The organism is Candidatus Eisenbacteria bacterium, assembly GCA_035712145.1.
Taxonomy (GTDB): domain Bacteria; phylum Eisenbacteria; class RBG-16-71-46; order RBG-16-71-46; family RBG-16-71-46; genus DASTBI01.
In genome coordinates this window covers 1-25,353 of sequence record DASTBI010000188.1, presented here as the reverse complement: position 1 = coordinate 25,353, position 25,353 = coordinate 1, and the positions used below count along the sequence as shown (strand labels likewise).

21 protein-coding genes are annotated in these 25,353 nt (G+C 68.0%); 14 read left to right on the top strand and 7 right to left on the bottom strand.

Annotated features, from left to right (window positions below):
• Positions 1 to 345 precede the first annotated feature (345 nt).
• Positions 346 to 1,167 (top strand): aspartyl protease family protein, encoded by an 822-nt coding sequence (locus tag VFQ05_13345; protein ID HET9327745.1) that lies wholly within the window; start codon positions 346 to 348, stop codon positions 1,165 to 1,167.
• 26 nt (positions 1,168 to 1,193) lie between these two features.
• Here VFQ05_13345 and VFQ05_13340 read toward each other — a convergent pair whose 3' ends face one another.
• Both VFQ05_13340 and VFQ05_13335 read right to left on the bottom strand, forming a co-directional pair.
• The gene (locus VFQ05_13340; GenBank protein ID HET9327744.1) at positions 1,194 to 3,050 is read right to left on the bottom strand and encodes a hypothetical protein; all 1,857 of its coding nucleotides are present in this window, start codon (positions 3,048 to 3,050) and stop codon (positions 1,194 to 1,196) included.
• Between the two features lie 18 nt (positions 3,051 to 3,068).
• Positions 3,069 to 4,577, bottom strand: a complete 1,509-nt coding sequence (locus VFQ05_13335; GenBank protein HET9327743.1) for a magnesium chelatase — start codon at positions 4,575 to 4,577, stop codon at positions 3,069 to 3,071.
• A gap of 114 nt (positions 4,578 to 4,691) precedes the next feature.
• On the opposite strand from VFQ05_13335, the gene VFQ05_13330 reads away from it, so the two are divergent.
• Complete coding sequence (locus VFQ05_13330) at positions 4,692 to 5,834, top strand: endonuclease/exonuclease/phosphatase family protein (protein HET9327742.1); 1,143 nt, start codon at positions 4,692 to 4,694, stop codon at positions 5,832 to 5,834.
• Between the two features lie 67 nt (positions 5,835 to 5,901).
• Complete coding sequence (locus tag VFQ05_13325) at positions 5,902 to 8,334, top strand: transglycosylase domain-containing protein (GenBank protein HET9327741.1); 2,433 nt, start codon at positions 5,902 to 5,904, stop codon at positions 8,332 to 8,334.
• 116 nt (positions 8,335 to 8,450) lie between these two features.
• On the opposite strand, the gene VFQ05_13320 is transcribed toward VFQ05_13325, so the two are convergent.
• The gene (locus tag VFQ05_13320; GenBank protein ID HET9327740.1) at positions 8,451 to 8,951 is read right to left on the bottom strand and encodes a DUF2059 domain-containing protein; all 501 of its coding nucleotides are present in this window, start codon (positions 8,949 to 8,951) and stop codon (positions 8,451 to 8,453) included.
• Positions 8,952 to 9,142: 191 nt separating this feature from the next.
• Between VFQ05_13320 and VFQ05_13315 the strand changes: the two genes are divergently transcribed.
• Genes VFQ05_13315 through VFQ05_13300 form a run of 4 tightly spaced genes read left to right on the top strand, consistent with a single transcriptional unit; the run spans position 9,143 to position 13,245 of the window.
• Positions 9,143 to 10,369, top strand: a complete 1,227-nt coding sequence (locus tag VFQ05_13315; protein ID HET9327739.1) for an NAD(P)-binding domain-containing protein — start codon at positions 9,143 to 9,145, stop codon at positions 10,367 to 10,369.
• A 5-nt stretch (positions 10,370 to 10,374) separates the two neighbouring features.
• Positions 10,375 to 11,688 (top strand): diphosphate--fructose-6-phosphate 1-phosphotransferase, encoded by a 1,314-nt coding sequence (pfp, locus tag VFQ05_13310; protein HET9327738.1) that lies wholly within the window; start codon positions 10,375 to 10,377, stop codon positions 11,686 to 11,688.
• A 59-nt stretch (positions 11,689 to 11,747) separates the two neighbouring features.
• Entirely contained in the window at positions 11,748 to 12,929 is a 1,182-nt protein-coding gene (locus VFQ05_13305) for a sulfite oxidase (GenBank protein HET9327737.1), read from the top strand.
• Positions 12,919 to 13,245 carry a hypothetical protein gene (locus tag VFQ05_13300; protein HET9327736.1) on the top strand — a complete coding sequence of 109 codons (327 nt, stop codon included), beginning with the start codon at positions 12,919 to 12,921 and terminating at the stop codon, positions 13,243 to 13,245. Before VFQ05_13305 ends, VFQ05_13300 begins: the two co-directional genes overlap by 11 nt.
• Before the next feature lie 24 nt (positions 13,246 to 13,269).
• Here VFQ05_13300 and VFQ05_13295 read toward each other — a convergent pair whose 3' ends face one another.
• Entirely contained in the window at positions 13,270 to 13,620 is a 351-nt protein-coding gene (locus tag VFQ05_13295) for a nuclear transport factor 2 family protein (protein HET9327735.1), read from the bottom strand.
• Positions 13,621 to 13,719: 99 nt separating this feature from the next.
• Here VFQ05_13295 and VFQ05_13290 point away from each other — a divergent pair, with 99 nt between their 5' ends.
• Entirely contained in the window at positions 13,720 to 15,171 is a 1,452-nt protein-coding gene (locus tag VFQ05_13290; GenBank protein HET9327734.1) for an FAD-linked oxidase C-terminal domain-containing protein, read from the top strand.
• A complete protein-coding gene (locus VFQ05_13285; protein HET9327733.1) occupies positions 15,168 to 16,382 on the top strand; it encodes an FAD-binding oxidoreductase in 1,215 nt (404 codons plus the stop codon). The genes VFQ05_13290 and VFQ05_13285 overlap by 4 nt, the downstream gene beginning before the upstream one ends.
• Here the strand turns inward: VFQ05_13285 and VFQ05_13280 are convergent.
• From VFQ05_13280 to VFQ05_13270, 3 genes are read right to left on the bottom strand one after another with little or no spacing between them, the layout of a single operon-like run.
• Complete coding sequence (locus tag VFQ05_13280; GenBank protein HET9327732.1) at positions 16,373 to 16,735, bottom strand: hypothetical protein; 363 nt, start codon at positions 16,733 to 16,735, stop codon at positions 16,373 to 16,375. The genes VFQ05_13285 and VFQ05_13280 overlap by 10 nt on opposite strands.
• A complete protein-coding gene (locus tag VFQ05_13275; protein HET9327731.1) occupies positions 16,735 to 18,948 on the bottom strand; it encodes a DUF5916 domain-containing protein in 2,214 nt (737 codons plus the stop codon). The genes VFQ05_13280 and VFQ05_13275 overlap by 1 nt, the downstream gene beginning before the upstream one ends.
• On the bottom strand, positions 18,945 to 19,592 hold the full coding sequence (locus VFQ05_13270; protein ID HET9327730.1) for a hypothetical protein: 648 nt from the start codon (positions 19,590 to 19,592) through the stop codon (positions 18,945 to 18,947). Before VFQ05_13270 ends, VFQ05_13275 begins: the two co-directional genes overlap by 4 nt.
• 206 nt (positions 19,593 to 19,798) lie before the next feature.
• Here VFQ05_13270 and VFQ05_13265 point away from each other — a divergent pair, with 206 nt between their 5' ends.
• From VFQ05_13265 to VFQ05_13245, 5 genes are all read left to right on the top strand, one after another.
• The gene (locus VFQ05_13265; protein HET9327729.1) at positions 19,799 to 20,797 is read left to right on the top strand and encodes a DUF1028 domain-containing protein; all 999 of its coding nucleotides are present in this window, start codon (positions 19,799 to 19,801) and stop codon (positions 20,795 to 20,797) included.
• A gap of 9 nt (positions 20,798 to 20,806) precedes the next feature.
• Complete coding sequence (gene speY / locus VFQ05_13260) at positions 20,807 to 21,928, top strand: deoxyhypusine synthase (GenBank protein HET9327728.1); 1,122 nt, start codon at positions 20,807 to 20,809, stop codon at positions 21,926 to 21,928.
• Between the two features lie 6 nt (positions 21,929 to 21,934).
• A complete protein-coding gene (locus tag VFQ05_13255) occupies positions 21,935 to 22,858 on the top strand; it encodes an MBL fold metallo-hydrolase (protein HET9327727.1) in 924 nt (307 codons plus the stop codon).
• 149 nt (positions 22,859 to 23,007) lie between these two features.
• Positions 23,008 to 23,652, top strand: coding sequence for a carboxypeptidase regulatory-like domain-containing protein (locus tag VFQ05_13250; protein HET9327726.1), 645 nt, complete (start codon positions 23,008 to 23,010; stop codon positions 23,650 to 23,652).
• 3 nt (positions 23,653 to 23,655) lie between these two features.
• Positions 23,656 to 25,353 (top strand): histidine kinase dimerization/phospho-acceptor domain-containing protein (locus VFQ05_13245; GenBank protein HET9327725.1); only part of this gene is annotated, 1,698 nt, incomplete at its 3' end.

Here is a 25,353-nt window from a genome sequence, read left to right as displayed (position 1 = left end):
GCTCCATCCAGCGCAGCGCTTCTTCGACATCCCCGCCGGTCTGGAGCAGCAGGTTGCGATAGATGTCCATCAACTGCTTGATGAACTGGAGGTCTTCGGGCCGCGGGCCCTTCCATTTCGAGTAGTCGAATCGCATCGCTTGGTGTTGGCCGTCGAGGAGTGTGGTCGCGCGGCCACGTTCGGGTCTTCAGATTAGCACAGGCCCGGAGCCGCGCCGCGCCGAGCTTCCATCCAGCGGCTCTGGGCTCGATGATGTCCGCGCCGGTCGAGAGCGCCCTTTGGCGACCTCGGAACGCGCTACGATGCTCCCGCCGCGAATGTTCTCTTCCAGCTCAGGAGGCTTCCATGCGCTCGGACATCCACTTCCGGCTGGTGGGCGGCGACCAGCCGCTGATCGTGATCCCCGCGCGCTTCAACGACTCCGAGCCGATCCTCTGCGCGCTCGACACCGGCGCGAGCCATGCGATGCTGCTTCCTGAGCTCGGCGCGCGCCTGGGCATCCGCGCCGAATCCACTCACGAGGCCAAGGGCGCGGGCGGGCCGATCCAGGTGGGGATGGGAAGAGCCGGCTCGATCGCGCTCGGCGAGGCCTTGGTGCGCGACGTTCCCGTGATCATGACCGACGACTTCCGGCGTATCGGCAGCGCGATCGGTCTGGCGCTCGGCGGCAACATCGGCCACAACGTGCTCGAGCACTTTCGGCTCACCGTCGACTACGCGTCGGCCACGCTCACGCTCGAGAGTCCAGACGAGCCCGTGGCGAACACCCCGGCCCGCGCCACACTGCCCTTCACGCTCGCACATCCTTCCAAGCCCCTGCTCATGCTCCCGGTCCAGATCCACGATCGGCCGTTCCAGTTCGCGCTCGACACCGGCGCCTCGACCACGGTGATCTCGCCCGAGGTGGCGCGGCAGTGCGAGGTCGAGAGCATGGCGATGCCGGACATGACGGGCGGCGGGGGCACGGTGACCGCATCGTCGGGAGTGGTTCGGTCGCTGGCAATTGGCCAGACCCGCATCTCGCGCGTGCGGGTTGCGGTGGCGGACTTCCTCGAGATGCTCACGCTGGCGACCGGAACGCGGATCGATGGCATCCTCGGCACCAACGTGCTGCGCCGCTACCGGGTGACCATCGACTTTCCGGCCAGGATGCTGCGGCTGGAATAGCGCGCAATGTCGTGCGGCGCAGGCCGCTAGAGGCCCATCTCCTTCAAGGCCCCTTCGGCCTTGGCCGCCAGCTCCCGGCCCTTCTCGGTCCCGCTCAGGCGTCCGAGTCGCGCCGCGGCATCCAGCAGGCGCCGCCGCTCGTCCATTTCGTGCTGAGGGAGACCGGCGTTCAGCCATGAGGCGATCGCCGCCAGATGGCGCCCATGCGCTCGGCCGCTCGCCACGCCTTCTTCCGCCGCGCGAATCAGCAGCCGCTCGGCGGACTCGTGACGCTCGGCCCCCATGTCGCACTCGGCGAGCCGCAACAGGACATCCGCGCGCTCGGAGCTCTCCTGAGCGGCGGAGAGCGTCACCACTCGGATCGACAGCGCGCGGTTCAGGTGCTCGCGGGCGTCAGCCGGACGCTCGTGACGCAGCGCGAGCATGCCGCGCTGGAAGGCCGCCTGACGCTCCCAATAACCCGATTCTCCTTCCCGCGCCACGGACTCCGCGCGGGCGAAAGCCTCGTCCGCTTCGGCGAGCCGGGATTCGGCGACCAGCTGGGATCCCAGCATGTGGGGCTCGAGCAGGGTGGCCAGTTGATGGGCGTTGGCGGAGATCGCGGGCAGCATGCTCGCCAGGGTTCCCATGAGATCCCGGCCTTCAGCCAGCGCCTTGCGATGGAGCGCGCAGCCATGGAGCTTGTGGATGATCTGAACCGTGAGGTCCCTGCTGTCCATTTCCGCGGATCCTCGAGCGAGATCGAGCGCCCGTCGCAACGCCACGGCGGCCGGCTCCCACGCTTCGCTCACCGCGTGCGTGTCCGCAATCAACATCAGCATCTCGATGGTCGCGGACCGGAAGACGTCGCGATCGATGTCCTGGACCCGAGCCAGCACGGCTTCGAAGCGTTGCAGGCCGCGCGCGTGGTCCCCCGATCGCACGCTGCTCTGACCCAGCCAGCATTCGGCCTTCCCGGCGATCCACGTGCCTTCGAGGCACCGAGCCGCGTCGCCGAGGACGACCGCGCGCTCGTAGAGCGCGGTCTGATCGGCCTCCGTCGCCAGTGAATCACCCATGGCATTCGCGCGCCTGAACAAGACACTCGCCCGGCCGCTGAGCGTGAGCGCATGGTCCGGGCCTTCCAGCAATTGCTCGGCGCGCACCAGGCAGCGTTCGGCCCCTTCCCGATCGTGGAGGCCGAAGAGCGCGTCCGCGAAGCCCATGGCGGCGTGGGCGCCTGCGGCGCGGCCGTCCGCCCAGAGACCGACTTCCTTCTCCCGCGTCCATCCGGACTGCCCGGAGGGCTCCGGTGTCGGGATGCGCTCGGCGATCCGCATCGCCTCTTCCCAGTGGTGGCGGGCACTCTGCCACTGCCCCGCGGCCTGCTCGAATGATCCCATTCGAGCCGCCACCCACGCCAGAATCGACAGCGTCCAGGGATCGTCGGCCTTCGGCTCGTGCGAGAGCGCCTGCTCGGTGCGCTGCCGAACGTCGTCCGGTTTCTCGCCCAAGGAGACGCGCTCCGCCTGCGCACGGGCACGAAGGTTGGCCTCGAGCCGCGGGTCGGTGATCGCGTCCACGCACAGCAGAGCTTTCGAGAGGGCCGCTTCCGCCGCCGGCCGCTCGTCGAAGGCTTTCGCGATCAGGCCTTCGGCGATGTAGAAGCGGGAGGACTGGCCGGTCTTGCCCGAGTCGCGGATCTTGTCGATGAGCGGAGCGGCGACGACCAGCTTCTTGGCCGCCTCGTCGGTCTGACCGGCGAGGATCAGATCCTCGGCCTCGGTGAGCCTGGACTCGAGCTCGCGCGAGTGCTCATCCTCTCGCGACCGCGCCGCGGCGATCGCGCGCATGATCAAGGGGGCGAGCAGAGGCAGGATGAGCAAATAAGGCACGCCATCCATGTTCCTTCCCCTGCGGGATCAGTCGTCCCCGATGCCGCTCAGCATGCTCTTCAGCATGTCCTTGTAGGACGTCGCGGAGCCGTCGGTGCGCTCGCGGGACAGCATGGAGTTCTGGTGCAGTCCTTCCAGCACCAGCTCCATGGCGACCGCCGCTTCATCGGCGTCACCCGGCTCGAGGTACTTGGCCGCCAGCTTCTCGAGTCCGCGGACCTGAGCGAGGCGCCGCGCGTAATCGGGATGCGGCATGTCGTCGGAGAGCTCGAGGTGGTTGCCGGCCGCGAACCAGTCGAGGATCGGCCGGTACTCCGAAGTCGCAAGCGCCTCGGCTTCGGCTTGCTGGGCCGCGGCGCCGCGCGTGCGTCGCGGCTTGTAGGCATCCGGGAGCCGCTGCGCGAACAGCGACTTCACCCCCCGCCCGAGCAGCGCCCGCGCCACGTTCATGGCGCCTTCCTGCTCGCCCTCGAGCACGAGCTCGACCTTGCCGCTCACGCCGGATACCGCGTTGGAGAGGTCGCACACGCGCGTCAGCACACGCTTCTCTCCGGTGCGCAGGCCGCGCCGCTCGGCGTTCGAGACCAGGTTCTCGATCAGCGCGATCGGCAGCCGCGCCGAGACGCCGGAGTTCTGGTCGACGTACTCGCTCTTGCGCGCCTGGATCGCCACTTCCTCGACCAGCTCGCGCATGAAGGCCGGAATGACGACCTCGACGCCGGCGTCGCGCTGGACCCACGACTCCTGAGCGGTGATCGACATGCCGTCCTCCCGCGTCAGCGGGTAGTGGGTCATGATCTGCGAATTGATGCGGTCGCGAAGCGGCGTGATGATGTTGCCGCGATTGGTGTAGTCCTCGGGGTTGGCCGAGAACACCATCACGATGTCGAGCGGCATCCGGACCGGGAAGCCGCGGATCTGGAAGTCCTTCTCCTCGAGGATGTTGAGGAGACCCACCTGGATGCGCGGCTGCAGGTCGGGAAGCTCGTTGATGGCGAAGATCCCGCGATTGGTGCGCGGGATGATGCCGTAGTGGATCACCCGCTCGTCCGAATAGTCGAGCCGGAGCGTGGCCGCCTTGATCGGATCGATGTCGCCGATCAGGTCCGCGATCGTCACGTCCGGAGTGGCGAGCTTCTCCTGGTAGCGCTCGTCCCGCGGCATCCACTCGATCGGCGTGTCGTCCTCGTGGGTCTCGACCAGGGCCCTGGCGTGATGCGTCAGCGGCTGGAGCGGGTCGCTGTGAAGCGGACAGCCCTGGATGTACGGCGTCCACTCGTCGAGGAAGCCGGCGAGCGCCCGCAGGATGCGGGTCTTGGCCTGGCCGCGCAGGCCGAGCAGGATGAAGTCGTGGCGAGACAGGATCGCGTTCACGATCTGCGGCTCGACGGTGTGTTCGTAGCCGACGACCCCAGGGAACAGACGCTCGCCGGAACGGAGGCGCGCAACGAGGTTGGTGCGCATCTCGTCCTTGACGGAGCGGGTGCGGTAGCCGGCCTGTTTCAGCTCACGAAGCGTGCGGGGACGCGATGCCAAGAGAACAACTCCTTCGGGCCATGAGAGGGGAAAGCGAAGCGGCCGGGGAGCGGCGTCACACAGTCTAGGAGGTCGCCGCGGAGCGCGCAACGCAGCCTGCTATGCTCCGGCGTCGTGGACCGTGATCCCCAATTTCTCGCCGAGTGCCGAGCGCTCGGCGAGGCTCTGAAGGCATATCCTTCGATCGATGCGCTGCGTGGCTCGGCTTCATGGAACGACCTGGGCCCGCGCCTTTCGCGGCTGCTCTCGACGATCCGCCGCTTCGAGCCGGCGCACCCCCAGGCATCGAAGCCATCGACGGCTCCGCAGCGCGTGCTGGCGGTTCACTGGAACATCGAGCACGGCAACTGGTACGACCAGGTCGAGCGCGCCCTGACCACGCATCCCCTGCTCCAGTCGGCGGACCTGGTGATGCTCAACGAGGTGGATCTGGGCGCGGCGCGAGCCGGCAACCGCGACGTCGCCTGCGATCTGGCGCACGCCCTGGGCCTCCACGGCTGCTGGGCTCCGCTCACGATCGAGACCACGCTCGGCCGCGACGACGACGAGCGCATGGCCGCCGGACGCGCCAACCAGGAGGCCCTGGTGGGCTTGGCGATCCTCTCCCGCTGGCCGCTGGGCGAGGCCCGCATCGTCGAGCTGCCGAGCCCCGAGAAGGTCCAGTTCAACCGCGAGCGGATGTACGGCCGCCACATCGGGCTGATCGCCGAGGTCCAGCGCCCGGCGGCGCCTTTCGTCGCCGTCTCCGTCCATCTCGAGGTGCATCGCACCCGGCAGGATCGCGCCCTGCAGATGCGCACCCTCATGGCGGCGCTCCGGAACGAGAAGCGGCCGATCGTCCTCGCCGGCGACTTCAACAGCCACACCTTCAATCGCGGGCGCTGGTGGGACGTCTTCGCGAATGCCGCGGTCATGCTGATGTGGACCAATCGCGCCGTGCTCTCGCGCTTCCTCTATCCGGACCGCGGTCCGGCCCGCGAGACGCTGTTCGATGTGCTTCGCGATTCGGACTTCGAGTGGAATCGGTTCAACGACCGCCGCCCGACCCTGCGGGTGCGCTTCGACCGGCTCGAGGAAGCGCGCGCGCTCATGCGCGTCGCCGCGCCCCTGATCCGCTGGACGGAGCGCCGCAGCCGGCTGCGGCTCGACTGGTTCGCCGGCCGCGGCTGGGTCGAAGGAAGCGGCGGCACGGTCGCCGGGCTCGACGGCGAAGGCTTGGCCTCGGACCACGCCCCGATCGTCGCGGAGTTCCGTTAGCGACGATCGCTCATCCTGTTAGGCTCGAAGGGTGACGGCGAAACCCCCGATTCCTCGGCGGCGGCCCATGACCCTCCGCCGCTTGCTGATCGCGGTCGCGGCGCTTCTGGCCGTGATCGTGGTCTTCCTGCTGGTCCGGTTCGCGGTCGAGGTCCACGCCTTCGAGACGTTGCAGGCCGAAGGTCCGGCCTGGGGCTTCCCGTCACGCATCTACTCGGCGGACCTGCCCCTGGTGAAGGGCCGCGTCCTTCCGCTCCCCTATCTGCAGGCCGAGCTTCACGTGCGGGGGTACACGCGCGTGTCGGGCACCCCGCGCCGGCCCGGGACATGGGCGACGGTTCAAGGAGGCGCGCTGATCTTCCTGCGCGGCTTCCTGGATGCGCCCGACCCTCGCGGCCAGGGGGGGCCCGAGCGCGTGCGGCTGTGGCTCGACGACAGCATGGTCGTCGCGGTGCGGCGCTACGGCGGATTGCCGGGCGCGCCGCCGCCCGACACGAGCGCCCCACGGCTCGAGCCGATGCTGGTCTCGATGATGCTCGGCGAGCGCAACGTGCGGCGCTCCTGGGTGCCCCTCGAACGCGTGCCGAAGGCCGTCCAGAACGCGATCATCGCATCGGAGGACCGCCGCTTCGACACCCACTTCGGCATCGATCCAAAGGCCGGTGCGCGCGCCATCGTCACCAACGTCAAGGCCGGCGAGATCCGCGAGGGCGGAAGCACCATCACTCAGCAGCTCGCACGCGGACTGTTCCTCGGCAACGAGCGGACGTACGGCCGCAAGCTGCGCGAGGCGATGCTCGCCGTCGGCCTGGAGGTGCTGCTCTCCAAGGAGAAGATCCTCGAGATGTATCTGAACTCGGTCTACTGGGGTCAGGCGAGCGACGCGGGAATCGGCGGCATCGCCGAGGCCGCGCGCTGGTACTTCGATCGTCCGGTCGACTCGCTCCAGATCCACCACGGCGCGCTGCTGGCCGCGATGATCCGCGCGCCGAACTCGCTCGACCCATTCACCCATGCCGACCTCGCGATGGAGATGCGCAACGACGTGCTCGACGACATGGTGGAGAGCAAGCGGCTCGAGGCCGCCGAGGCGGCGCGTTTGCGGGCGCTCCCGCTCGGCGTGCAGCGCGGAAAGACCGCGCCGCGACGGTTCGTCTCCTACGGGGGCTGGGTGCGGGAGATCCTCGCGCGGCGGCTGTCCAAGCGGGCGGCGCAGTCATGGGGACTTTCGGTGTTCACGACCATGGACCCGGCGTGGCAGGCGACGGCCGAGGCTTCCCTGCGCTCGGGCTTGTGGCAGCTCGAATCCGGCATGGGACGCCGCGGCCTCCAGGGAGCGTTCGTCGCACTGGATGCCAATACCGGCGCCGTCACCGCCATGGTCGGTGGCCGCGATCCGGACCCCGGCGACTTCAACCGCGCCTACCAGGCGCGCCGCCAGACCGGCTCCGCCATCAAGCCGATCGTCTACGCCACCGCGTTCATGGGAGGCGGGGGCGCGAGCTTCACGCCGGCCTCGACCGTCTCCGACTCGCCACGCGTGTTCGGGCGTGGCCGATGGGCGTGGAAGCCGAGGAATTTCGCGGACAACTATCACGAGTCGGTGACGCTGGCTCAGGCGCTGGCGCTCTCGCTCAACGTCGCGACGACCAACCTGGTCGATGCCATCGGGCCTTCGGAGGTGGCGCGCACCGCCGAAGCCTTCGGGCTCGGTCGCCTGAAAGCGGTGCAGAGCATCGGGCTCGGCACCAACGAGGTCACGCCGCTGGCGCTGACCAGCGCGTTCGCCGTCTTCGCCGCCGGGGGGATGCGTCATGCGCCGACCCCGATTCGCGCGATCGTCGATGCGCGCGGGGAGGCGCTCGAGTGGCGGGGCGAGCCGGGGGCGGACGCGATCCCGCCGGGGATCGCCGCGCTCATGACGGGCCTGCTGCAGAACGTGGTGCGCTACGGCGTCGCCATGCCGCTCCGCGGCTGGTACGGCTTCGACCGCCCGGTCGGTGGAAAGACCGGAACCACGAACGACTTCCACGACGCCTGGTTCGTCGGCTTCACGCCCCACATCGTCGCGGGTGTATGGATCGGATACGACAGGCCGGCGAGTCTCGGGCGTCCGGCGACGCAGGCTGCGATTCCGGTGTGGGCTGGGATCGTGAAGCGGATGCTGGCCGGCTTCCCACCCACACCCTTCGCCTCCGATGCCGAGCTGGAGTGGACCGACATCGAGCCGTGGACGGGCTTGCTGGCCGACACGTCCTGCACGGCGATGAACGTGCCTTTCCTGCGCGGCACCTCCCCCGTGATGGCGTGCCTGGACAACGCGCCGTGGTACGGCAGCGAGTTCGACTCGCTCTACGCGGATTCGGCGATGCTCGCCGTGCCCGACACGTTCTACGAGCAGGTGGAGGCGGACGCGCCCCAACCCCTGGAGCCCGCCGAGCCCGAGACGACGGAAGTGCCTCCCGACACGGCGTGGACCGATTCGTTCCCACCGCCCTAGTGGAATCCGAGCATCCCGAGCATGAAGAAGCCGAGGATGTAGTCCCGGTGGATCAGCGCCTTCGAGCAGGGCCCTGAATCAGCGCAGTGGGTAAGCACGACGGCGGTGAGCCCAAGCTAAGGGATCAGGTTCTCCTTTCGCAGCGCCGCTCTGATCCGCTGGTCCATCTCGGGAGCCATGGACTCCCCCCACTTCTGACCCAGCGCCGCGGACTCGCTCATCACCTGGGGCAGGACCGCAATGGCCTTCTTGCCCGTGGGCGATCCGTAGAACGTCATCAGATCCTTGATCTCCTGATGGGTGAAGTGCTTGTCGTAGATGGGGATGATCTGACTCGTGAATCCGTTCGGGCCCTCGATCCTGCTCGCCATGACGTCGCGCACCTCGCGTTGAATCACCTCCGCGGCACGCTCAGGCACCCCGGGGTCCGCAGCTTTCAGGGCCTGGAACGCCGACTGCGTCCAGATTTCGGCCATCTGCAGGGCGAGGCTCGAGACGCCGACCATGTCCATCAGCTTGCGGATGTCTGCTTGTTTCGTAGCGGGAGCCTTGGAAGGTGTGGCGCCGCAGGTCGCGACGACCAGAACGATCCCCCACACGATGGATCGATGCTTCATGAGCACCTCCGGGAAGACGACTCGTCGTGATTCCGGGAGGAAGGCTAACGGAGCTGGACGGATGGCGCCTACTCGAGGACCACGAGAGCTGGGCCCGCGCGCCCGCAGGAGCCCCCGTTGCAGGACTGCGGAGAGGCCACTAGAGTCGACGTCTCTCGATTGGCCTGGACTCGCGGAGATAAGCCCTGAACTTGCCGTCCCGTAACAGCCTGGCGATCATCGGCGCTGGCCCGGTCGGGCTCGAAGCCGCGGCCGCGGCACTCGATCGCGGTTTCGACGTTCACATCTTCGAGCGCGGCGAGGTCGGAGCGCACCTGATCGCCTGGGGCCACGTGCGGATGTTCACCCCGTGGCGCATGAACGTCGGCTCGAACTCGGCGCGCATGCTCGAGAGCACCGGCTGGAAGCGCCCCGACGGCGAGGCATGTCCGACCGGCGCCGAGCTGGCCAGGAATTATCTCGAGCCGCTGGCGAAACACCCGGAGCTGGCTTCGCGGATCCACGCTCACACGCAAGTGGTTCACATCTCGCGGCGCGGTCTGCTCAAAGCGGACTCGAGCGGCCCCGCGCGTCGAGAGCATCCCTTCCGGATGCTGGTGCGCGACGTCGGTGGCCGCGAGAGCTACCTGCATGCCTACGCGGTGATCGACGCCTCCGGCGTGTACGGGCAGCCCAATTGGGCCGGCGACGGCGGGATCCCGGCGCGGCGCGAGCTCTATCTGGCGCCGCAGATGAGCTACCGCATCGATGACGTGCTCGACCTGCAGCGCCCGCGCTATGCGGGCAAACGAACGCTCTTGATCGGCGCCGGCGCCAGCGCGGCGACCACGGCATGCGATCTCGCGCGCCTGGCCGCCGAGGCGCCCGGCACTTCGGTGGCATGGGTCACACGGCGCGCCGCGGAGGCGCTCTATCCGCAGGAGGCCGATGACCCGCTGGCGGCACGGCGTGAGCTGCGGGCACGCGCCCGCGCTCTGGCCGAGGGTGGGGATCCGAACGTCACGCACATCGGCGAGGCCATGGTCGAGGAGTTCGAATTCAACTCCGCCACGCATCGCTACCGGGTCATTCTCCGGGTCGGCGACCAGGCGCGGCGGGAAGAAGCGGACCAGGTGATCGTCAATACCGGCTTCGGCCCCGACGACTCGCTCTACCGCGAGCTGCACGTGCACGAGTGCTACACCTCGCGCGCGCCTTTTCGCCTGGCGGCTGCGCTCTCGGAGGCGGGCGCGGGCGATTGTCTGACCACCCCCGCTTTCGGCGCCGATCTCCTCGCCAATCCCGAGCCCGACTTCTACATCCTCGGCCACAAGTCCTACGGGAGGAATCCCCACTTCCTGCTGCAGACCGGCTACCAGCAGTGCGCGAGCGTGATCGAGAAGCTCGCATCCGATCTCGCCGTGACTCCGGTGGCCTGATCCCGATGAGTCAGCGCAAGAACCTCGCGATCCTCGTCGGCGGCGGCCCGGCGCCCGGCATCAACAGCGTCATCGCCGCCGCCACCATCCGCGCCGCGCTCGAAGGCGTGGAAGTCATCGGGATCGAGGACGGCTTCGAGTGGATCATGCAGGGCAACATCGAGCACGTGCGGCCGCTGACGATCGACGGGGTCAGCCGCATCCATTTCCGCGGCGGATCGCACATCGGCATCTCGCGGGCGAACCCCACCAGCGACCCCGAGCTGCTCGAGAACACGGTGGTCTCGCTGCTCCGGCTCAACGTGTTCGAGCTGATCACCATCGGCGGTGACGACACCGCGTACTCGGCGATGATGCTCGACCGCAAGTCGGCGGGGCGCATCCGCGTGGTGCACGTGCCCAAGTCGATCGACAACGACCTCGATCTGCCGCCCCACATCGACACTTTCGGCTACCAGACCGCACGCCACCTCGGCGTCGAGATCCTCAAGAATCTGATGATCGATGCGCGCACCACGTCGCGCTGGTATTTCGTGATCGCGATGGGCCGCAAGGCCGGTCACCTCGCGATGGGGATCGGCAAGGCCGGCGGTGCGACGCTCACGCTCATCCCCGAGGAATTCCGGCTCCCGGTCCCGGTGAAGAAGGTGGTCGACACGCTGGCCGGCGCCATCATCAAGCGCGTCGCCACCGGCCGGCGCGACGGCGTCGCGGTGATCGCCGAGGGCCTGGTGCTTTCGATCGATCCCGGCGACCTCGCGGGTCTCGAGGGCGTGGAGCGCGATGCGCACGGTCACGTGCGGATCGCGGAGGTGAGCTTCGGCGAGATCCTCAAGCAGGCCGTGCAGCGGCGCCTCGCCGACTTCGGGCTCAAGGCCACGATCGTCGCCAAGAACATCGGCTACGAGCTGCGATGCGCCGATCCGATCCCGTTCGACATGGAATACACGCGCGACCTCGGTTATTGCGCCGCCAAGTTCCTGCTCGAGGGCGGCGATGCCGCCATCATGTCGATCCAGGCCGGGCGCTTCGTGCCGATCCCGTTCAAGGCCATGTACGACGACGACGCGCAACGAGCCAAGGTCCGCATGGTCGACATCGGATCGACCCGTTATGCCATCGCCCGGCGCTACATGATCCGGCTGCGCCGGGACGACTTCGAGGACGCCCACGCGCTGGCCAAGTACGCGGCGGTCGCCGGCCTCAACCTGCAGGAGTTCCGGGACCAGTTCGAGTACCTGGTCGAGGACGAGCTTCCCGGGCTCGAGCTGCGCCAGCACGAGGCCGAGCCCGAGTCGCTCCGTCGCGCCAATCCGTAGCCCCGAACACGGCGCGGATGTTCTGGCGCGCGGCCTCGACCGGAAGTAGATTTCTGCACATGGCTGGCATGGATCGCCGCACGTTCCTGAGAGCGCTGAGCCGGGCGGGACTGGCCTCGTGGACGCTCGGCGCGTGGCATGGCTGGGCGCGCGGGGCAGGTCCTGCTGCCCAGGCTGCCAAGCCCGCCGCACCTGCTGCGCCGGCCGCAGAGCTCATCGAGCGCAACGCATGGCCGGAGCACTTCGAGACCACGCTGTCTGCGCTCGGCCGCTCGTGGACCACGCGCAACGATCGTTTCTTCGTCCGCAGCCATCTGCCCGCACCGACCATCGATCCCGCGACCTGGCGCCTCGAGGTGACTGGGCTCGTGGCCAACCCGCTCTCGCTCAACCTCAAGGACATTCAGGCGATTCCTTCGACCGAGGCGGCGGTCACGCTGGAGTGCGCGGGCAATGGCCGTGGGCTGTTCAAGCTGGCGAACACGTCCGGCACCCAGTGGGAGCGCGGCGCGGTCGGCAACGCGACGTGGACCGGCGTGAAGCTGCCGTTCCTGCTGCGCCGCGCGCAGGTGATGCCCGAGGCGCGGCACGTGTGGTTCGAGGCGGCCGACGTCGGAACGCTTCCCGACGTCCCGCCGTTCTTGCGCAGCATCCCGATCGAGAAGGCGATGTTCGACGTGCTGCTCGCGCACACGATGAACGGCGAGCCGCTGCCGAAGCTGCACGGCGGTCCGCTGCGCGTCATCGTGCCCGCCTGGTACGGCATGGCGTCGACCAAGTGGGTGACCCGGATCCGCCTCGAAAAGATCCCGTCGGACAATCACTTCATGGCCGGTGGCTATCGCTACAACTATCCCGGAGACGATCCATCTGCGCTGGCGCCGCCGGTCGAGGAGATGAAGGTGAAGTCGGTGATCACGCGTCCGCTCGAAGGCGGGCGCGAAGCCCTCGGCAAGGTGCGCATCCAGGGGTTCGCATGGGCCGGGGCGATGGGCGTGCGTCTGGTCGAGACCTCGATCGACCGGGGCAAGACCTGGAAGCCGGCAGGCTTCATGGGCGAGACGGCGCCCGGCGCCTGGCGGGCCTGGGCCACCGAGTACGAGATCAAGACGCCCGCGCGGCTCAGCGTCATGGCACGCGCGACCGACGGCAAGGGCGAGGTTCAACCCGCGGAGGCGCGGGTCAACTCAGCGGGCTACGCCAACAATTCCATTCACGTGGTGAGCTTCCGTGTCGCGTAGAGCACTGCTGGTGGTGTTCGCGGGGTTCTCGCTGTTCGTGATGGTGTCCTTCGCGGACGAGGCCGGCAAGGCGTCGCGTCGCCGTGTCTACGAGCAGCACTTTCCTGAAGGCTCCGGCAAAGCAATCGCCGAGCGCGCGTGCCTGATCTGCCATTCCGAGACGATGGTGACGCAGCAGGCCAAGGATTCGACCGCGTGGGAGAAGACGCTCGGCACGATGGAGAAGTGGGGCGTCAAGCTCACGCGAGAGGAGCACGACTCGCTGCGGACCTATCTGGTGAGCCACTTCGGGCCGCGAGCTTCCAAGAAGCCTTAGATACGCGGCGCGAAGCGCCGCGGACTACTTCACCTCCATCAAGTAGCTGATCAGCCGGCGAATCTTCGCGTTCCTCATCTCGAACACGTCGCAGAACACCAGGTTCATGTGGCCTCCGCCGGCCCGCGGCGCTTTCACGCTGCCCTCGGCCACGACCACGTCGTTCTCCTCCACCAGGCGGTCGACCGTGATCACCGGGCGATCGACGAAACCTTCGTCCACGATGTGCTCGTTGAAGGCTTCCTTCCCCTGGACCTTGAACATTCCCGGGATCCACCACTCGACGTCGTCGGTCAGGCAGTCGAGGATGCGCGTGCGGTCGGTGCTCCTGAAGGCATCCATGTAGGCTTCGACCGTTCTCTTGTTCTCGCTCATGAAAGCCTCGGTTGCTTGTAACTCTTTACTCTCCCCGGGGAGAGTAAAGGATTACAGCCGCGGAGCCGGACATCTGTCCACCGTGCTAACCTGCGCCGCATGACTCCGCTCGACCTTGCTCCGCTGCGCGAGCTGCTCGGCGAAGACGGCGTGCTCGATAGCCGGGCGGCGCGCTTCACCTACGAGTCCGACGCGCTGGTGATCGAGAGGCACATGCCCGACGCCATCGTGCTCCCGCGCTCGACCGACGAGGTGGCGGCCATCGTGCGCTGGGCGGGCGCCCATCGCCTGCCCATCACGCCTCGCGGCGCGGGGACGGGACTCGCGGGAGGCGCCACCGCCGAGCGCGGTGGCCTGGTGCTCTCGGTCAACCGCATGGACCGTGTTCTGCGCGTGGACGCCGAGCGGATGCTGGCCTGGGTCCAGCCCGGCCTCGTGAACCTCGAGCTGTCCCGGCAGCTCGCGCCGCTCGGTCTCTACTACGCGCCCGACCCGGCATCGCAGCAGGTGAGCACGGTGGGCGGCAACGTCGCCACCAATGCCGGGGGCCCGCATTGCCTCAAGTACGGAGTCACGTTCAATCACGTGCTGGGCATCGTGGCGGTCCTGGCCGACGGAGCGGTGGTCACGCTCGGCGGCGAGGCGCCGGATTCGCCGGACTTCGACCTGGCCTCCGCGGTGATCGGCAGCGAAGGCACGCTGGCGATCGTCACCGAGATCTGCGTGCGGCTGCTGCCGAAGCCGCAGGCGGTGAAGACGATGCTCTTCGACTTCGAGACCATCGAGCAGTCGTGCCGGGCGGTATCGGCCACGATCGCGGCGGGCATCGTGCCCGCGGCCATGGAGATCATGGACCGCCATACGGTGCGGCTGGTGGAAGCCTGGCTCGGAATCGGTCTGCCGCTCGACGCCGGCGCCGTGCTGCTGATCGAGGTCGATGGTCCCGCGGTGAGCCTCGAGCCGCAGGTCGAGCGCATCTCCGCGCTCGCGAAGCTGCAAGGCGCCCGCTCGGTCCGCGTCGCGCGCGACGAAGCGGAGCGAGCCGCGATCTGGAAGGGCCGCAAATCGGCCTTCGGCGCGTACGGCCGCGCGGCGAGCGGCTTCTACATCATGGATGGCGTGGTGCCCCGCACCCGGCTGGCCGAAGCGCTGGCCGGCATCGGACGCCTGTGCTCGGAGCGCGGACTCGAGTCCGGCAACGTCTTCCATGCCGGCGACGGCAACCTTCATCCGCATGTGCTGTTCGACGCGGACGACCCGCGACAGCAGGCCCTGGCGCTGGAAGCCTCGCACGAGATCCTCCGCATGTGCATCCGCATGGGCGGGTCGATCTCCGGCGAGCACGGCGTCGGAATCGAGAAGCGCTCGATGATGCGCGAGCTCTTCGCGCCCGACGATCTGGCGGTGATGGAGCGCATGCGTGCGGCGTTCGATCCGGAGCGCGTGCTCAACCCGGGCAAGATCCTTCCCGGAGACGGCGAAGGCATTCATCCTCCCGCGCAGATGGGCGGCATGCGCCCGGTCGCCGTCGCCGAAGGGCCGTGGATATGAGTCTGGCGCTCGGTCTCCGTGAACGCTCGGTGTCTCCGCAAGCCTACGCGCTCGGACCGCTCGAGCCGCGGCTCGCCATCCGACCCACCTCGGCCGAGGAAGCGGCCGAAGCGTTGCGCGCCGCGGCGCGGGAAAAGCTCGCCGTCGTGCTGTGGGGCGGCGGAACACGTCTGCGCCATGCATCGCTTGCGGGCGGCTACGATGTGGCTCTCGACCTCTCCGGAATGGACCGAATCCTCGAATACGATCCCGAAGATCTCACGGCCACCGCGGAATGCGGCGTGACGCTGCGGGCGCTCTCGCGCGCGCTGGGCGCGCGCGGCCAGGAGCTGCCGCTCGAGACTCCGCACCCGTCTCGCGGCACCCTGGGCGGAACGCTGGCATGGAACGGCTCGGGACCGCGGCGTCGCCGCCTTGGCGCGCCGGTCGATCGGATCCTGGGGGCGCGCTTCGCGCTCGGCGACGGCACCCTGGCTCGCGCCGGCGGCAAGGTGGTGAAGAACGTCGCGGGGCATCCGGTGCATCGCCTGCTGTGCGGCTCGCGCGGCGGGCTGGCTGCGATCCTCGAGGCCAGCATCAAGCTCCTTCCCGCACCCGACACGCGGATCGCGCTGATCTACGGACTGAAGGACTGGGAGGTCGCCGAAGAGTCGCGCTGGAAGACGCTGCCTCGTCTCGAGCCCTCATTTCTCACCGTGCTGGGATCGGCCGCTGCACGGAGGCTGCCCGAGGCGGCGCTCCTCGAGGCGCCGTTCGTGGTGGTGGTGGGAATCGAGGAAGACCGGAAATTCGCCGCCGAGCAGGAGAAGCACGTGATCGCTTCAATCGGGGCGCCGGCCAAGCGCCTCGAAGGCGACTCGGTGATCGAACTGGCCCAGGCCCTGTGCGGCGCCGAGGACCAGGACGGGGCTCACCTCACGCTCACCTCGGCGCATGTCACGCCGGCCGCGCTCGGGGCCTTTCTGAAACGGCGCGAGGCATCGCGCCTCGTGTGCCACGCACTGGCGGGACGGCTGCATTGGTATCCCGACGACGAGGTCGCAACGCCGCTCCTGCTCGCGCTCCACGAGTCAGGATTCCGCGTCATCGGGAAGAGCGGTCCGGTCGCCTTCCAGCCGCCTGTTCCTTCTCAGGCGGCGATTGCCCCGCTGCGCGATCGCATTCGCCAAGCGCTCGATCCATCCGGGGTGCTGAGCGCCGCTCAGGTCTGAGGCTCGCTGATCTCGTCGATGTGCCTCAGCTTGGGCACATAGACCACCAGCCCGAGGCCAATGAAGATCAGTGCCAGCCACCAGCCAACCGGCCGATAGCCTTTCAGAAAGAAATAGAGGACCAAGGCGGTCAGTGACACGTACCACCAGGCGGCGATGACCTCGAAGGTGCCGCGGGCGGTCACGCGATCTTCCCCGTCCTCGAGCATGAGCAGGAGGAAAGGGACGACGATGATGACGGCGAACGCCCATGTCGGGACGTAAGGCTTGAGCGGAGTGGACAGGTACACAGCCAGCCACAACGGCGCGATCCGTGCCGCCAGGAACCGAAGAGTCGCCGCGCGGATCCGCATCAGCCCTGGAACACGTAGGAGAACTTCAGGAACAGGCTGCGCTGCGTGGCGGTCCGCCGGCGGTCGATCTCGTCGAAGTCGCCCGTCATCCCCAGGTACGCCACCGTGCCCGGGTGCAGCACGTAGCCGATCAGGGCGTCGGCATCGAGGTGCTTCGCGTGGGTGTCGTACTGCGGATAGAGCCGCACGTACAGGCGGCGCGTGAACTGGTAGGTCATCTTCGCGCCGAAGAGCCAGATGTCGTAGACCTCGTCCCCACCGCGAGAGGTCAGGAACAGGCTGCGGGTCGCCGACAGCTCGGCGGTGAATCGTGGCGAGGGACGCGCGGTCGCGTAGGCGTTGATGCCCTCCTGCCAACCGAGGAAAGACGCCGAGTCGGTCGGCGCGTAGAAGATGCCGTCCTCGAGCGACCAATCGACCCCAAACGACAGCGGCCGCCACAGCGAGTTGCTGGCCGAGAGGCTGTAGCGCCAGCGGTCGTAGAGGGTGTCGAGCCACAGCTCGTCCACGTGGGTCGCTCGCGTCTCGAGGAAGGTCTGCTTCTGGAACCCCATCCGCAGCGCCCCGGAGAAGCGCCTATCTTGAAGCTCGCCACGCGTGCTGTAGATCGCGTTGCCGTTGGTCGTCGGCTCGAAGTACCGGATCCAGCGGTTCTCGGGACGAAACGTGTAGGTGGCTTCAAAGCCGTCGTTGCGCACGTCCACGCGGTCGAAGAATCCGGCTTCCGCGCGGAAACGAGAGCCGATGTAGTCCTCCCAGATCAGCGCGTGACGTGTGCCGTCGCTCCACTCGAAGGTGAGCGTGGACAGGTAATCGGAGAAGCTCTCCTGAGCTCCTTCATCGGTGGCGACCGGGCTCTCGAACCGCGTGCGGCTGCCGGCGACCTGCCCATAGAAGAAGAGGGACTTCATGAGACGCAGGCGGGTCTCGGCCGAGAGAACCGTGTTGTGCGACGACGGAACGTGGCCGGGCAGCGTGTCGGTCGGCTGCCCGAATGGCTCGGCGACGTGATCCGTCACCAGCAATCCCAGCTTCTGATTCTCGCCGAGGTCATAGGTCAGACGGCCAACGCTGAAATAACCGGGCGGCGATGGTCCGCCCGTCGAGCCTGCGCCGATCCCTTCGGTGCTTCCGCCGCCCTCGTCGCGCAGCGCGATCGCTCCGACCCGCCATCTTCCGATCTTGCCGATCACCTTGCCTCCGTAGAGGGGATCGGCCATGCGGCGCGTGTACAACAGACGAAAGAAGGTGTTGAACGTCTCGGCGCCTTCGAGGAAGAACGGACGCTTCTCCGGGAAGTAGAGCGGGAAGCGCTGGTTGACGTCGATCTGCAGTGCGTCGGCTTCGACCTGGCTGTAGTCGGGGTTGACCGTGAGGTTGGCGGTCATGGTGCTGGTGATGCCGTAGCGGGCGTCGAGCCCCACGTCGTAGACGTGGTCGCCATGCCAGTCGTTCACGGAACCGAAGCGCCGCACTTCCGATCGCGTGGTGGCCGCGTAGGGCTGCGCCTCCCACCCTCCACCGCCGCGCACGCCGGTCATTCCCTCCAGGTCACCGGCCTGGAGCATGATGTCGCCGGCCACCGCGAGCCGATAGAGCGGCCACGAGCACACCTCGTCGTTCTTGGTGATCGCGCGCCGGATCCACAGTCCCCAGGTCCCGGAGCCACCCTCGGGAAAGCGCAGGGTGCGGAGCGGGATCGCCATCTCCGCCGTCCAGCCGCGCTCCGCGAGACGAGCCTCGGCGTCCCATACCGCGTCCCACGAGAAATCGGGCTCGCCCCCGTCGAGGATGCCGTCGAGCTGCACGCCGTGAGGATTGACCCCGAAGATGTAGGCGCGATGGCGATCGCTGTAGGTGTCGAGGTGAACCGAGATGTGATCGTCGTCGAGGATCTGGTCACGCGGCGAGAGACTGGCGCGCACCGCCCCGGGCCCCTGGTTCTCGCAGCGGATGCCGAACCAAACATGCGTGTCGGTGACGAGCACGCGCACGTCGGTGGATTCGGAAGGTGCTTCGCCTTCCCGCACCATGATGAGCTGGAACGCGCCGACCGCCTCTGCGCGGGCCCAATCGGGCTCCTCCAGGGCGCCGTCGAGCCGCAACTCACCCGCGGCGCGCATGGCGACGGCGCGCGGGCGCTCGTCGGCGATCGACGTCTGGGAGAGACCGAAGAGGGTCAGGAAGAGGGTGGCGAGCCACCACCCCTTCATCCCGTCTCGCGCCCCACGTGCATTCGATGGACTCGGCCGGTGTCCACGGCGCGCGAAGGCCCGCGAGTCGAGATCTCCGACATGGCGTCGAGGAACGCGAACAGGCCGCGATTGCCCTCGGGCCGCGGCTCGTAGTGAATCTCGGCTCGCATGAAGTCGTGCTGCACGTGGAGACATCCCGCCACCAGCGCCGGACCCTGGCGGCGCAGCGCGGCGATCACCGGATGGTGGAGGGTCAAAGGCTGGCGCGCGTGGATGGTAAAGGCGGGGCCTCCACCGGCCGCCGGCACGGTGAGGACTTTCTCCATCTGCATCCACGGATCGATCCAACCTGCCCAGTCCGCGACCCGGGCCTCGATCGGCTCGTCGATCCGCACCGGCCCCACGGCCATGACTCTCCACAAGGGCAGGTTGCGTCGAGTCGGATCGTGGTGGAGATCCACGGTGAGCTCGAGCTCCCCCAGCCGGCCGCGTGCTCGCGGCCCGCGTGCGGGCAAATGCTCGATGGAGCCGCCGCGCAAACGGCGCCTCACTTCTTCCAGCACGACGTGGCGCGTGTGCCGGGAACGTCGTGCGCCGTTCATCATGAACAGCAACAACAGGCCAAGCGCCACGGCCGCGACGGACCAAAGGAGCGGTGACACGATGCCTCCGAAGCGTGATTCGGAACCGTGGGGTAAATTGCAGTCTCTGCCTCGCTGGGCCGCGTTTCAAGCTGCTTCCCTCCGAATTGCGCCGCACCGACGCCCGTTCCAGTTGCGCCTCCCCTGAGCGCATGCCACTCTCAGCCGCGTTTCGCGGCTGGCTCGTCTCCCCACCCTGGCCCTTTCGGGCGCGTCTGGAGGTGCTCTTGGACTGGAGCATGTCGTTGGCGCTCATGCTGGTCGCCGGTTCCGGCGCGCCCGCGCCGCTCGCCCATACCTACTCCATCGTGGCCCGCGATCCAAAAACTGGAGAGCTGGGGGTGGCTGTCCAGTCGCACTACTTTTCGGTGGGGCCGATCGTGCCCTGGGCCGAGTCGGGGGTCGGCGCCGTCGCCACCCAGTCGCTGGTCCTCGTGGACTATGGCCCGCGAGGCCTGGATCTGATGCGGTCCGGTCTCACCGCCCGCCACGCCCTGGATTCGCTGGTCACGGCCGACGCTCACAACGAAGGCCGCCAGGTCGCGATGATCGACGCCAAGGGGAGCGTTGCCGCCTACACCGGGCCCAAGTGCATCCCCGACGCCGGGCACAAGACGGGTGACCAGTACTCGGTCCAGGCCAACCTGATGGCGAACGCCACCGTGTGGCCGGCGATGTCGGCTGCTTTCGAGAAAGCCGAAGGCGACCTGGCCGAGCGCATGATGAAAGCGCTCGAGGCGGCCGAGAAGGCGGGTGGCGACATTCGCGGCAAGCAGTCGGCGGCCATTCTCGTGGTGCGCGGGCGGCCCAGCGGGAAGCCGTGGATGGACAAGATCTTCGATCTCCGTGTCGAGGATTCCGAAGACCCGCTCAAGGAGCTGCGCCGTCTGATGCGGCTGCGGCGCGCTTACAACCTCGAGGACGCCGGCGACAACTTCATCGCCGAGAAGAAACCCGCCGAGGCGCTCAAGGCGTACGAGCAGGCGGCGAAGCTGGCGCCCGAGGTCGTCGAGCTTCAGTTCTGGGCGGCCGTCTCGATGTACACCAACGATCGCAAGTCGGAAGCGCTCAAGCTCTTCAAGCAGGTGTTCACGAAGGAGCGCCACTGGGCCGACCTGGTGCCGCGGCTCGCCAAGGCCGGACTCTTTCCCGACGATCCCAAGCAGATCGACGAGGTGGTCCGCCAGCGTCCACACGGCCGCATGGACCGCATGACGTCCAAGTAGGGAGAACGGATGACTCACAAGCCGCAGCGTCATCTGTCCGGACCGCGCATCGATCCCAGGCCGATCACCGGCAAGGAAACCGCGGCCGAGCTGATCGACCAGGCCTTCCTCGCCTACAACGGCGCGCGGCTTCGCGAAGGGGCGCGACTCCTGGTCGAGCGCATGCTCGAAGACGATGTGACGGTGGCGCTGTCGATGACCGGCGCGCTGACGCCGGCGGGGCTCGGGATGAGCGCGATCATTCCGCTCATGGAGGCCGGCTTCGTCGACTGGATCGTCTCCACCGGCGCGAATCTCTACCACGACACCCACTTCGGTCTCGGTCTCTCGATGCACCAGGGCACCTTCCAGGCCGACGACGTCGAGCTGCGCGAGAAGGGCGTGGTGCGGATCTACGATGTCTTCTTCGATTACAAGGTCCTGCTCGACACCGACGCCTTCTTCCGCGAGGTGATCTCGGGGCCGGAGTTCCAGCGCGCGATGAGCACCGCCGAATTCCATCACCTGTGCGGGAAGTATGTGCGCGCTCGCGAGGAGAAGCTTGGACTCGAGCACCGCTCGCTGCTGGCCGCGGCTCACGACTTCGGCGTGCCGATCTACACCAGCTCGCCCGGCGACTCATCCATCGGGATGAACATCGCGGCCAAGGCGCTCGAGGGCAACCGGCTCGTGCTCGACGTCAACGCCGACGTCAATGAGACGGCGGCGATCGTGTGGGATGCCAAGGTGAATGGGGGCAAGAGCGGGATCTGGATCCTCGGCGGCGGCTCGCCGAAGAACTTCCTGCTCCAGACCGAGCCGCAGATCCAGGAAGTCCTCGGCATCGCCGAGAAGGGACACGATTACTTCCTCGCCGTGACGGATGCGCGTCCGGACACGGGCGGCCTCTCGGGCGCCACGCCGGCCGAGGCGGTGAGCTGGGGAAAGATCGATCCGGACCAGCTTCCCGGCACGGTCATTTGCTACGCCGACGCCACGATCGGCCTGCCGCTGCTCACGGCCTACGCGCTCGCGAAGCACGCGCCGCGCAAGCGGCGGCGGCTGTACGACCGGCGCGAAGTGCTGATGGAGCGCCTGAAGAAGGCCTACTTCGAGAGCGGGCGAGCCGCCGAAGCGGCGCCGCGCAAGTAGGCCTCTATGAGCGCGTGGCGCGGGGTCGCGCTCGCCGGCTTGCTGCTCTTCGCGTGTGATCACGCGCTCGCCAGCTCTCCCGACACGACCGCGGCGCTTCGCGTCGTGATTCTCGGCGCCGGAACGCCCAACGCCGACCCCGAGCGCTCGGGTCCCTCGGTCGCCGTGGTCGCGGGCCACCGGGCCTACCTCGTGGATTGCGGCGCAGGTGTCGTGCGTCGAGCCGCCGCCGCGGCGGCTCGCCATCGGATGCCGGCGCTCGAAGCCGAGCGGCTCGGGATCGTGTTCATCACCCACCTCCACTCGGATCACACGCTCGGCCTTCCGGACCTGATGCTCACGCCTTGGGTGCTGGAGCGCCATGCCCCGCTCGAGCTCTACGGTCCCCTCGGGGTGGCGGCCATGAGCCGGCATCTGCTCGAGGCCTATGCCGAGGACATTCGCATGCGGCAGGAAGGCCTCGAGCCCGAGAAGCACGACGGCTGGAAGGTGAACGCGCACGAAATCCAATCCGGCGTCGTCTACCGCGATTCCAGCGTGACCGTGACGGCCTTCGCCGTGCCGCACGCCAACTGGAAGCAGGCCTTCGGGTATCGCTTCGAGTCGAAGGGCGAAGTGGTGGTGATCTCGGGCGACACCCGGCCCAGCGAGGCGGTGGTGCGCGCCTGCGAAGGCTGCGACGTGCTGGTGCACGAGGTGTACTCCGCCGAACGCTTCAAGGCGCGTCCCGCCGAGTGGCAGCGTTACCACGCCGATGCCCACACCTCGACCACCGAGCTGGCGCGGCTCGCCCAGCGCGCGAAGCCGAAGCGGCTCGTCCTCTATCACCAGCTCTTCTGGGGCGCGTCCGACGAGGATCTGGTCCGGGAGGTTCGCAAGGGTTACGAGGGTGCTCTGTTCTCGGCCCGCGATCTCGACGTCTTCCCCTAGCTCCGGTCTCGACCCACGGTTACGGCCGCCCGGCCGGGGCCCTCCTTCCAAGCTCAATCCCCTTGGCTCCAGGGCCGATAACCGCTGTGCGGTACTCCAGAAGCCGAGCTCGACGCTGCCCCTCGCCACGCCGGACCCAAGGAGGATGGATGCGCCCAAGGACTGGCTTCCTGCTCGCCGTTTTCCTGCTCTTCGTGACCTCGTCCGCCAGCGCCGGCGTGATCCGCGGGACGCTGACCGGCAGCGCAAAGAAAGCCAAGAAGAGCGCACGCGTTTCGGTGACGGACGCAGTGGTCTACATCGAGAAGCTGCCCGAGACCGTGGAGCGGAAGCTCAACAGTCACGGATTCTGGTTCTTCCGGCGCGAATCTCCGCCCCGGGTGCGAAATCTGGTCTTGATGAAGCGCCGCTTCGATCCCTACGTGCTGGCGATCGCGGTGGGCGACCGCATCGCCTTCCAGAACCTCGACCGGGTGTACCACAGCGCGTTCAGCGTCTCGGCCGCCAAGCGCTTCGACCTCAACCGCCGGCCGCCGGGGGCGATCGACACACTGACCATGAACCGGCCCGGCGTGATCAACCTTCATTGCGAAATTCACCCCGACATGGGCGCCTACGTCGTGGTGCTGCCCAACCATGCCTTCACCTTCCCGAACGAACAGGGTCAATTCCGACTTCCGTCCCTCCCACCCGGCTCTTACACGGTGCGTGTCTTCCATCCGCGCTGGGGTGAGATCCAGCGCCGCGTGGAGATGGGCAAGACCGGAAACGTCACCCTGGATATCGCCTACTAGACCATGCGCGTCAGCCTCCGGCAGAAGATCCTGTTCCTCGCGCTCTTCACGCCGGCGACGCTCGGGCTCGCCACCCTCTTCACGGTGAGCCGCAACGTCAACAAGCACGTCCAGTCATCGAGCATCCACGAGAGCCTCGAGCACACCGAGGCCGTGTTCGAGAACATGATGCGCGCGCGCTCGCGAGCGCTGGTCGGGGATGGCCGCGTGATCGCGCGCGACCCGCGCTTCTTCTCGCTGCTCATGCTCGGCAGGGATCAGCGCGACGCCCATTTCACCAGCACGGTGCAGGGCATGGCGAAGGACTTCCACCGCATCGTGCAGGCGTCGATCTTCGAGATCTACGACCGGCGCGGCAAGCTGCTGGTCTCCGTCGGCCAGGCCAAGTCCGGCCTGGCCTTCAACGACCCGTCGATGCGCGCGGCGCTCCAGGGCAGGACGCCGCAGGTGGTCCTCGCCCGGCAGAAGAATCCCTACCAGGCGGCGCTGGTGCCGGTCATTGGCAATGGCCAGGTGGTCGGCGTCCTCGTGCTGGCTGACGAAATCGGCGCTGCGCTGGCGCGCGACCTGCGGTCTCAGATGCAGTGCGAGGTCACGTTCATCGCGGGTGCCGTCGTGACCGGCTCCTCGCTCGAGTCGCCGGGCGACCGCGGCGCGCTGATGATGGCGGTGCGTGGCTGGCGCCGGAACCCCCTCACCGACATCAGCGCGATGACGGTCCAGCAGGTGAAGGCCTCGCACAACACCTACCTGACGCTGGTGAGGCGCATCCCGCTCTCCGATCCCACGGACCAGCAGCTCTACGTCATCCAGCGCGCGTTCGATGCCGAGACCGCGTTCCTCCACGCGATGGAGAAGGACATGGTGGTGCTCGCGTTGATCGCGCTCCTCGCAGCGCTGCTCACCGGGCTCCTTTTCAGCGGACAGATCCTTCGGCCCGTCCAGAGCCTGGTGCGCGGGGCCCGCGAGATGGAGAAGGGCAACTACGACCATCCGCTCAACATCACGCGTGGCGACGAGCTCGGCTATCTGGCGGAGCGCTTCGAGGAGATGCGGCAGCGCGAGCGCACCTATCTCGGCAGCCTCGAGCAGGCGACGCGGCTCAAGAGCCACTTCCTCAGCATCGCCTCGCACGAGCTGCGCACGCCGATCAGCGTTCTGATCGGCTACCGCGATCTGCTGGCGGGCGGACAGCTCGGGCCCGTCAACGACCAGCAGAAGGACGTGCTCGAGACCATGCAACGGCACCTCGAGCGTCTCACCCGCCTTGCCGAGGACGCCGCGCAATTCGCGCGGGTGAAGAGCGAGCGTGTGGTGCCGAACTTCGGCACCCATGATGTCCCCGCGCTGCTGCGCCGCGCCGTCGCGCTGGCCAGCACCGCCGGCGTCAGCCGGAAGGTCGAACTGACGCTCGATTGCGATCCCGGCCTCACCACCATCGAAGCCGACGGCGCCGGACTCGAAAAGGCGCTGGTGCAGCTCATCACGAACGGCATCCGCTTCACTCCCGATGGCGGCCGCGTGCGCATCCAGGCCAAGGAGCACGGGGGTCAGCTGCGGATCAAGATCGAAGACAGCGGCGTCGGCATCGACCCCGAGCGGCTGACCGCCATGCTCGCGGGTGAGTTCGCCGTTCCCGAGCCGGGGAACTACCGCTCGCCGACCGGCCTCGAGTTCAACGCCGCCGGCCTCGGTCTCGGA

Coding starts and splice junctions, on each gene's coding strand:
- VFQ05_13285 (HET9327733.1), top strand. CDS start 15,168: ATGAGTCTGGCGCTCGGTCTCCGTGAACGCTCGGTGTCTCCGCAAGCC.
- VFQ05_13275 (HET9327731.1), bottom strand. CDS start 18,948: ATGAAGGGGTGGTGGCTCGCCACCCTCTTCCTGACCCTCTTCGGTCTC.
- VFQ05_13290 (HET9327734.1), top strand. CDS start 13,720: ATGACTCCGCTCGACCTTGCTCCGCTGCGCGAGCTGCTCGGCGAAGAC.
- VFQ05_13280 (HET9327732.1), bottom strand. CDS start 16,735: ATGCGGATCCGCGCGGCGACTCTTCGGTTCCTGGCGGCACGGATCGCG.
- VFQ05_13250 (HET9327726.1), top strand. CDS start 23,008: ATGCGCCCAAGGACTGGCTTCCTGCTCGCCGTTTTCCTGCTCTTCGTG.
- VFQ05_13320 (HET9327740.1), bottom strand. CDS start 8,951: ATGAAGCATCGATCCATCGTGTGGGGGATCGTTCTGGTCGTCGCGACC.
- VFQ05_13295 (HET9327735.1), bottom strand. CDS start 13,620: ATGAGCGAGAACAAGAGAACGGTCGAAGCCTACATGGATGCCTTCAGG.
- VFQ05_13340 (HET9327744.1), bottom strand. CDS start 3,050: ATGGATGGCGTGCCTTATTTGCTCATCCTGCCTCTGCTCGCCCCCTTG.
- VFQ05_13325 (HET9327741.1), top strand. CDS start 5,902: ATGACCCTCCGCCGCTTGCTGATCGCGGTCGCGGCGCTTCTGGCCGTG.
- VFQ05_13305 (HET9327737.1), top strand. CDS start 11,748: ATGGCTGGCATGGATCGCCGCACGTTCCTGAGAGCGCTGAGCCGGGCG.
- VFQ05_13345 (HET9327745.1), top strand. CDS start 346: ATGCGCTCGGACATCCACTTCCGGCTGGTGGGCGGCGACCAGCCGCTG.
- speY (HET9327728.1), top strand. CDS start 20,807: ATGACTCACAAGCCGCAGCGTCATCTGTCCGGACCGCGCATCGATCCC.
- VFQ05_13255 (HET9327727.1), top strand. CDS start 21,935: ATGAGCGCGTGGCGCGGGGTCGCGCTCGCCGGCTTGCTGCTCTTCGCG.
- pfp (HET9327738.1), top strand. CDS start 10,375: ATGAGTCAGCGCAAGAACCTCGCGATCCTCGTCGGCGGCGGCCCGGCG.